Here is a 607-nt window from a genome sequence, read left to right as displayed (position 1 = left end):
CAATTAGCTTTAAAAGGAATGGCACCAGCACTGATACCTAAATCCATCATCAAAACACTCAACATCGCATCAAATTTCTGTTTTGAATTCGAAGAACTAGAGCCTCTAATTCGCCCAATACACATCTGTCTTCGCCACAACACATACCGCAATCAGCGAATTAAAACAGTGTTAGAAGCCATTGCTGATGTTGTTGCCAAAGAAGTTTTGTTGCCATCAGCATAGACATGGTAATCACTAGAGGTCGAATCCACTTTTGACCTTTGGTAACCACCACTTTTGCGCCAAGTTGAGCGCCAATAAAGCCACCGACCGCCATCGTCAAACCAATTTCCCATACAGGTAACCCTGCGATAACGAAAAACAACAATGCGGCAATGTTTGAAGTGAAATTCAAAATCTTAGTTCGTGCTGTTGCATCCACGAGAGAAAAGTGGCCAAGAGCAACAAAGCACACAGTAAAAATCGAGCCCGTACCGGGGCCAAAGAAACCATCGTAGAAACCAACTCCACCACCGATACACAATGCAAACATCGCTTCGGCAAGTTTTGGTTCTCCATCGATTTTTCGAGTACTTGGTGCGAGTAAAAAATAAAGAGAAATCGC

General features: G+C 43.2%; 1 protein-coding gene and 1 pseudogene. One reads left to right on the top strand and one right to left on the bottom strand.

All coding sequences use genetic code 11. From position 1 onward, the window contains the following. Positions 1-225 (top strand): annotated as a pseudogene (locus R7Z47_RS25685) (LysR family transcriptional regulator); the annotation flags it as partial. On the opposite strand, the gene R7Z47_RS25680 reads toward R7Z47_RS25685, so the two are convergent. Continuing rightward, on the bottom strand, positions 161-607 hold a 447-nt coding region (locus tag R7Z47_RS25680; RefSeq protein ID WP_318130871.1), incomplete at its 5' end, for a TSUP family transporter. The pseudogene R7Z47_RS25685 and the gene R7Z47_RS25680 overlap by 65 nt on opposite strands.

Origin of the sequence: Vibrio sp. 1641, from assembly GCF_033339995.1 — a bacterium.
GTDB lineage: Bacteria > Pseudomonadota > Gammaproteobacteria > Enterobacterales > Vibrionaceae > Vibrio > Vibrio alginolyticus.
Note: the sequence above shows the minus strand (reverse complement) of the source record. Positions and strands in the feature narration are given on the sequence as shown.